5 protein-coding genes are annotated in these 8367 nt (G+C 32.3%); all 5 read left to right on the top strand.

Annotation, left to right across the window (positions count from 1 at the left end; all coding sequences use genetic code 11):
- The first annotated feature begins 12 nt into the window (after window positions 1–12).
- The 5 genes from F1Z66_RS10170 to F1Z66_RS10150 all read left to right on the top strand — a co-directional run bounded on the left by F1Z66_RS10170 (window position 13) and on the right by F1Z66_RS10150 (window position 8339).
- Window positions 13–2187, top strand: a complete 2175-nt coding sequence (locus tag F1Z66_RS10170) for a S8 family serine peptidase (protein WP_438502943.1) — start codon at window positions 13–15, stop codon at window positions 2185–2187.
- Between the two features lie 1012 nt (window positions 2188–3199).
- Window positions 3200–3460 (top strand): DUF2024 family protein, encoded by a 261-nt coding sequence (locus F1Z66_RS10165; protein WP_149863496.1) that lies wholly within the window; start codon window positions 3200–3202, stop codon window positions 3458–3460.
- Between the two features lie 194 nt (window positions 3461–3654).
- The gene (locus F1Z66_RS10160) at window positions 3655–4743 is read left to right on the top strand and encodes a glycosyltransferase (protein ID WP_149863495.1); all 1089 of its coding nucleotides are present in this window, start codon (window positions 3655–3657) and stop codon (window positions 4741–4743) included.
- Between the two features lie 1481 nt (window positions 4744–6224).
- Window positions 6225–6605, top strand: a complete 381-nt coding sequence (locus F1Z66_RS10155; RefSeq protein WP_195907524.1) for a response regulator — start codon at window positions 6225–6227, stop codon at window positions 6603–6605.
- Between the two features lie 312 nt (window positions 6606–6917).
- Window positions 6918–8339, top strand: coding sequence for an amino acid kinase family protein (locus F1Z66_RS10150; RefSeq protein WP_230207517.1), 1422 nt, complete (start codon window positions 6918–6920; stop codon window positions 8337–8339).
- The last annotated feature ends 28 nt before the right edge of the window (window positions 8340–8367 follow it).

Genomic DNA, 8367 nt, shown 5'->3' with positions numbered 1-8367 from the left:
ACTCCACCTGTTATGACTTTAAAACCCGTTGCTGATGCTGGTCAGGACGTTACTGTACCTGGTCAGACTTTGACTCAACTAGACGGAAGCAAAAGCTACTTTCCTAGCGATGGTGTAGATGATGTTCAACCTTCCTTAAGTTATGCTTGGACACAAACTGATGGTCCGGAAGTTACTTTGAACAATGCAGATTCCGTGAATCCCACATTTGTATCACCGCAAGTTGAACAAGAGACTCAACTTACATTCCAGTTAATTGTAAGCACTGATTCTGCAACTAGTGATCCAGATTCTGTGACTATCATAGTCACACGACCACTGGAACCTCAAACGCCTGATACTAATGAACCTCAAACGCCTGATACTAATGAACCTCAAACGCCTGATACTAATGAACCTCAAACGCCTGATACTAATGAACCTCAAACGCCTGATACTAATGAACCTCAAACGCCTGANGAACCTCAAACGCCTGATACTAATGAACCTCAAACGCCTGATACTAATGAACCTCAAACGCCTGATACTAATGAACCTCAAACGCCTGATACTAATGAACCTCAAACGCCTGATACTAATGAACCTCAAACGCCTGATACTAATGAACCTCAAACGCCTGATACTAATGAACCCTTACCCTTGGAGTACCAAACAATACTTGATAACTGTAACGATCGGGATGATACTAGTGCCGTTCAAACTGGTTCTTTGACCCTAAAAACAAATTCTGATTTTTCACAAGTTTATCAAATTACTCCAAACCCCTACAATGAAAACCAGTCCCTTTACTTCGTAAATAACGACTTTTTTGACTGCGATATTGATCCGTCTACAATAACTTTATCTGGCCTAGAATTTGGTTGGTACAAGATTGAAGTTTGGGATCAATTAAACCCTGCCAATTACAAAACTTTTGACATTTCTTTAAATAGGAACCTTACTACCCCAACCATCTATCTGTTTGAAAGATCTTTTACTCCTAATTTGTATTTTGAACCAATCCCTTCCCAGTACATAGTCTGGTTAAATGAAAATATTACTACTGACTCAGAAACATTGTCTGATGAGTATTCGATTAATGGAAACATTAAATTTGTTTTTCAGGATCCGCCTGGTTTCGTAATTAATACAAACGGGACAAGTAGCGAGAATGAAAAGATGTTTATCGACAAACTAACTAAGGATCCCAGGATATTGGCCATAAACCAGGATTTGAATGGTAAAATAGCTTCACTAAGATATAATAATCAAACAGTCCCAGATGGTTTGGAACGGATTAACGCTAATATATTGAATTTTACCGGAATTCATTCCAATAACACTGTCAGGAACTCATCAAGTAATCTTGACTTTTCAAATGTCGATATAGCAATTTTAGACACTGGAATAAGCCTAACCCACCCAGATTTAAATGTGTACAAAAATGTTTCCTTTATAGATGGAGTAGATAACGGTAACGATGATCTTGGTCATGGAACACACATAGCTGGAATTGCTGCTGCAAAAGATAACGCACAGGGGATATTAGGGGTAGCACCTGGTGCGAAGTTGTGGGCAATTAAGGTGTGCGATAAGGATGGAAATTGCCCAGTCTCTTCCCAGGTCAAAGCTATCCAATATGTAAATGACCACGCAAATGAAATAGACATAGTAAACCTAAGTATAGAAAATCCTCCATCCAGCAAATTAGACAAGGCAGTAAATGATTCACTATCTAAAGGGTTAATTTATGTAGTTGCAGCAGGTAATAGTAATCAAAGTGTAGCCTTAACATCTCCTGCACGGGTGCCAGGCGTTATTTCGGTTTCAGCGATATCTGATAGCGATGGAAAATGTGGTGGTAAAGGAAATCGAACCTTTGCTGGGAATGATGATTACGCCGCCTTTTTTAGCAATTATGGCAAATCTATTGATTTTGCCGCACCTGGAGTCAATATATTTTCTACATATTTGAACGATGGATATGCTTTTGACAGTGGCACTAGCATGGCAGCACCATTTGTAGCTGGACAAGCTGCGGTCTATAAAAGTTATCATCCTAATGCCACCTCTTCTGAAATAGTGGACTCTCTTGTTAATTCCAGCATACCGTATTTGACTAGCTGTGACGGTCAAAGCCATGGCCATTTTCTGGATCTGAAGAATCTTCATGAGGAACCTTTAATTTACTCTGTTCCCATGAATTGAAAACTATGACAGTTCATTTGAAAAGTTTCACTTAATATTTCATAATCTAACATTTTTTAAAATATTATTTTACAATTTGATATCTTCTACACTTCTAAGTTGGTTGTATGTTGTGATCCCTCAAATTAAACTACTAACTCTGTTAGTTAAATTATGTCTGTGTCCATATCTTCTAGACCTGCCAATAGATGTATTATCTAAATTATTTTTGATTTACCTGTCAGAGGAAGTCAAGGAAAAAAGTCTCATGGTTATATGAAAGATTTTTAAAAAACCTGATTAATTGCTAAAACCAAACCAACTAGTAATTACAGAGTTACTTTGTAGCCACAAAAATCCTTGGTTTTCAATTAAAGTCTATCCTTAAGATACATTTCGGTTAATGAGGGTATAAGAAATATGTTAGGAAAAATATGAAGGATTTAATGATTGTTTACCGTGGCCTAACTAAAGAAAGAAAACTAAATAATTTTCAACAAGCATTGTTTGAACCATTTACAGTTTTTTATAACGAGAAAATGATTTATTCTAGGTGATACCACCTACAAACAGTCTATTTTCTATCAACTTTATTTATACTTTTTATAAATCTGATACTACCTAGTTTATTAAGGAAAATTAATTAAATGTTTGTGTACTTTACTACACAACTTTTTTGTTTTCTTTTTCATAACAAATAAAGCAAACATTCACATTCATACCCAAGTTCTAGCTATAACAAAGATGCAGATTACAGGTTGTTTATATACTTGCACTCATAACGTTTCAAGATTTTCTTTCTGTTTTAGTCGTGTCTCTATTTCCTAGACTATAAGCATATTTGCAAAGTTTTCTATTTTGAAGTTTTACCCTAATTACTTTTTCTTACTTTGTTGGAAAAGCCAAACTTGAATATTCAAAGCTGACATTTAAGGATTAAATTCCTTAGAATCATACCATTTCCTTTCATAAATTAGATTTCCAATATGAAAACGAAGTAATAAATTAAATATGATGTCAACGAAAAAAAAATATGGAATGTGCAGTTTATGATACATACGTCACTAAAAAAGATGGTCGAATAATGCATTTTGATGTAATCGTCGAGGCAAATACTCCTCACGAAAAAGCAATAGAATATGGCAAAGAGTACTTACAGAGTGTCGATCAAGGTGGACAAAAAATGACTCAAGAAGAGTGTCAATTCTGTCATATACAAGAGGCACCACCAGTAGTAGCCAAAGATATTCAACAAAATGGTTATTATATCCAGAAAATGGAAGGTTGCCCCTAACAAGTTAATAAATTAATATTTATTTTTGATTGATCTTTAAAGTGAATGTTTTATTTTTCATTCTACGCTCCTGCAGTTAGATTATTCAATTTAACAAATGACAAGTTAAAGCAGTCTCCTAAGAATAAATATTGTAAGTTTAAACTAATTATTTCAAACATAGTCATTAAATCAGGCTCAGTATCAAAAAATTTATGATCTATTTCTTTTCTAGTCCTATTGGACTTGGACATGTAACTAGAGATATTGCTATAACCCAAAGAATTATAGAATATTCCAAAAATTTAAAATTCAATTTTGTTACAGGATCTAATGCTTATCAGTTCATGAATAAGGCTGTAATGCAGTGGGAGTCTTGTGGGTCGAGCATCTCCAATCTCTATTTCCCTCCACAATTCTCAATCCGCAATGGGGAACTAAAAAATAATTTTCTATGGTTATTAAAATATTTATTATATTATAAAAAGTGCAAAAATACTGCAACAACTCTACTCCTATCTGTTGATAAAAACCCTAATGGAAAAGACCTAGTAATTTCTGACGAGGATTTTGCCTCCTTGACCGCATCTAAAGAACAAGGTATATCAAGTATATTTATCACTGATATTCTTAATACTAAATTCTTAAGGACCCCAATCATATCATTATTTGAAAAATACTTAAACCAATCTATGCAAAAACTTCTCGCATACAGCAAGTGTGTAATCGTACCTGAAATTGGAGACAGTGTGGATAACATTTTCTATGTGGGGCCCATCGTGAGAGATATTACTATGGAAAGAAACTTGCTTCGACAAAAATTACGTCTACATAAAAAAACAGTTCTCATTACAACAGGAGGTACTAATTCCGGATCATACCTGATAGATAAAGCTCTTCTAACACTATTGGGATTCAAGAATAAATTTGATTTTGATATATTAGTTTCCAATCCTGCTGATATAACTCTCAAAAAGAAATCAGATTGGTATATTGATATAGGTTTTGCACCTAATATCAATGAATATATTTATGCATCAGATTTGGTAATTTCATTAGCAGGCAAATCTACTATCGACGAATGTTTTGCCTATGGAACACCTGGGATATTTATACCAATAAAAAATCATTTTGAACAAGAAGAACGAGCAAAAAAATTAGGATTTTCTGCAAATGATATCAATAATTTATTACCTATCTTTGCAGAATATTTATCAAATTTAGGCTCAAGAAGAAAAAAAAAGAATTTTGACGGTGATGTAAAGGCTGCAAAGATTATTTTAAGTTATCTTAATAAAGACTAAAAAACCTTGTTGTTCATTTAGAAGCGTCTTAATTTGTAAAATTAATTTTCTATTAAAATTCAGCTTACAGCAATAAAGAAAAACAAGCTCACAAATAATTTTAATATGCTTATATATCATCTTGGATACAAAGAAACCTAAATTATGACCGTATTATGAATATTATTTACATACCTAATCAGATGGTATGAGTGTACTTTATTTATTATAGTCTTTAATTACTCAATTTATTGTTACGATTTAATCCTCATGACAAATGTCTTCTACTTTGTCGATTTTTATAATTTTTAGACCTTTATGCTTCTATATGATGATTATTGAGTTGGCTTTGAAATTGAATCAAGAATATGATCATTTGTTTGAATAATCAATTTCGTCGAAAAGGTTTGTAAAAGTATAACATCGAAGCTGGTTTAAGTATCTATTTGAACTTAAGCATTATTATGACTTTTCGCTACATTGCAATTTGTTCCTTCTTTTGAATATCAAGTCTTTCAGTTCACTTGATTTGGAATATCGCCTCTTAATTTGATACCTATAGTGAGCCCAAAGTTAATTAGCAATTCTAAATTTGCTTTTCAATTATTCTTAGATTATTATCTTGATAAATAAAGCATATGGATGCTACTTGAATTAAAATGAAGCACTGTTATATGTCAAATTATTCTTTGATATTTGTTTTCTTATCAAATGAAAAAATTGTAAAAAAAGTTGATATACGAAATAATTTAATACTAAATTAAAGAGATTTGAAACAAAGATTCCAATAAATTAAAAGTATCATAATGTTATGTAAACAGAGGAGTTGCTTTTAAAAATTTTTTAATATACGATAACTATTCTCTAGTGATTTTATTTCTTAAAAATGACCGTGAATATACCCAATCCTTTTCGGGTGAGTTTTATTTCTTGACAATTGGAAAACAAAATCCCTGTGTTAAATTTTAAAAAATAAAAAAGATGGGTCACTAGAGAAAAGGTAAATAGTTCCGCATCTTATTTATTAAATGATTTCTAAAAACTTTAAGTAGATTGGATAAAAATCTCGTTGGAATACATACGTAAACTTATATTTTTTGTCAATGTATATTTCATTTCAAACTTTAGCATTATTCTTTAGGGTTGACTTTGTATGATTTTGTCTTGCCATCAACAAAATGTCTTGCTGGTGCAATTCTGAAAATTTAAAGACGTAGGAGTGAGTTCTGATGGTTGCTTTACTCACCTAAAGTATTAACACTAATCCGATTCGACAGTGCTATTTATAAGATCAGATATCTGCTAGAAAGAGAAACTGACAGTGTATGTACTCAACATTATCATTGGGCAAATATTTATAATGTGATTTAACAGAATTGGATTAGATAAATCTAATTCAAATTTGCAAGTTTTTCTTAAACACGAAATTAAATACAACAGTTAAAACATTATTTAAAATTTATAAGTGATTTATTATAACATAATTTACTTTGAACATATTGGTGATAGATGACAACAAGTTTACTTCTGATGCAATATCTGACTATTGCCGCATGTGTAATATTTCTTGCAAGGAAGTCAACGATGGTAGAAGTGGCTTGCTTGAAATTCAAACAAAAGATTATGACCTTATTATTTTAGATATGGCGATGCCAACTTATACTGGATTTGATATCCTATACCAATTGCAAAAGCAAAGGACAAGAAACAAGAATATTATAATATTAACCGCCGCAAATTTGAAAAAAAAAGATTTTGAAAAATATAAGGAAATAGGTAAAATTCAAGTTTTATACAAACCTATATCTTTATCTCAACTTGATAAAGCGATAAAGAATAGTTTTCGTCAACTCATCCATTTTAATCATATTACAATAGATTGAGTGGTAAGAAATTCTGTGTTATCATCATGCCTATGATAATAATGGCGAATTATGAAATGCGGATCTTTATGACAAGTTAAGTATACATACTTATCAAATTCGATTCACATTATTATCATTTAAATATATATTATTTGATAGCAAAATGGAACTTTGTCTAGATGTTTGAGGTAGAGACAAAATAAGGCTTGGAATTATTGAACATTCTCTATTGTTCAATAAATGTGATTTTGTAGGAATTGATAGGCTATAGTAAAGCATAATCAATAATAAATATCGTTATCTTAATAAATAATAGAAGGCCCTCAAATTTTGGTATTGGAGCAAATAGTTATCGCAAAATTTGGAGGCTCTGCTTTAGGGATAAACGGCGTTCGAATTCCCATAATCATTGAAAGAATTAAACAATTAAGTAAAAAATCTAAAGTTATTTGTGTTTTTTCTGCTCCATTGACAAGTTACGAAGGGAAAAATATGTCCATGACTGATGTAGCCATAAGAATTTCTCGTAATTATGCTACCTCAAATCCAGTAGATATTGATATCCTAAAAAATGTGTATTTAGACATTTCCAGGAAGTTTCTTTCTAAAGAAAACCAAGAAATGTTTGAGACTGAGTTAAACAGCTTCAGTAGAACTGTCTTAATATCCTTGAAGCAAGTGGCAGAAAACCGAAGATTTGTGGATGTAAGTCGTTCAAGAGTACTCGCTTATAGTGGAGAAATTGTGATAGCGAGTTTAATGAATTATATTTTACGCAGCAACGGTATGGTGTCATCTAGCATTGGAATAAACGATTGGCCCATTATTACAGACGATAACTTTGAAGCTGCAAATTTTATGTTGGATGAATCAAAGAAACATCTTGAATACCTTGTGGATTTGATTCAATGCAATGAAGTAGTATGTTTTGGCGGCTTCATAGGAAAAACTGTCGATGGGTTGGAAACAACTTATGAAAGGGGCGGATCTGATAGATCTGCTGCAGATCTAGGTGTTATACTCTCGAACAATTTTAAAGTAACTCTAGATTTTGAAAAGGATAATTCTGTTTTAAGTGCTGACCCGAAAATAGTCTCTGAAAATTTGCGTTTTGTAAAAACCCTTTCCTATAACGAAGCAAAGCTTGCAGGCATGTTTGGAATGAAAATACTCGATCCAATTGCAATAAAGGATATTGATGATCATGGTTTGAACTTATTGATTTTAGTAACAAATATCTCAAACCCAACAAGCTATACTCAAATAATTAAGAAAGCAAGTAATGAAGAAAGTGACAGTGATCCAAAAATTAAATTAGTTACTGGTAAGAAGAATTGTGCAATCGTCAGAATGGAATCCATATCTGCCTCTCATTTGGCGGCTTTATTTGAAAAACAACGTCAGTATCACGATTTCATAAAATTATCACCCTACAGAAAAGACAATCTTGAAATGACTCGGTTTCTCTTTTTAGATGGAGACTATGTTCGACGACACGAAAAAATTTTTCGAGCATTTTATCCCAAAGTTGAAATGGTCTACGGTAGGGGTGTAGTAACCCTAATTGGGGATTCAATGTGGAAGGTACCTAAAATTGTTTCAGAAACTAGTAGCATCGTAAGTCAGCGAGACATTAATATCTTGAATATTGATGCTCAAGAAGAAACGTCTAGGATTTTGATTATAGTTGAAGATAGCAATGTGGAGGAAGTAATTAGATCGATACACTCAAAAGGCACAATAATGAACTAGTATTAAATAAATTTTTTTGGAGTGATAG

Origin of the sequence: Candidatus Nitrosocosmicus agrestis, from assembly GCF_008389435.1 — an archaeon.
Lineage (GTDB): Archaea > Thermoproteota > Nitrososphaeria > Nitrososphaerales > Nitrososphaeraceae > Nitrosocosmicus > Nitrosocosmicus agrestis.
Note: the sequence above shows the minus strand (reverse complement) of the source record. Positions and strands in the feature narration are given on the sequence as shown.

Coding starts and splice junctions, on each gene's coding strand:
- F1Z66_RS10160 (WP_149863495.1), top strand. CDS start 3,655: ATGATCTATTTCTTTTCTAGTCCTATTGGACTTGGACATGTAACTAGA.
- F1Z66_RS10165 (WP_149863496.1), top strand. CDS start 3,200: ATGGAATGTGCAGTTTATGATACATACGTCACTAAAAAAGATGGTCGA.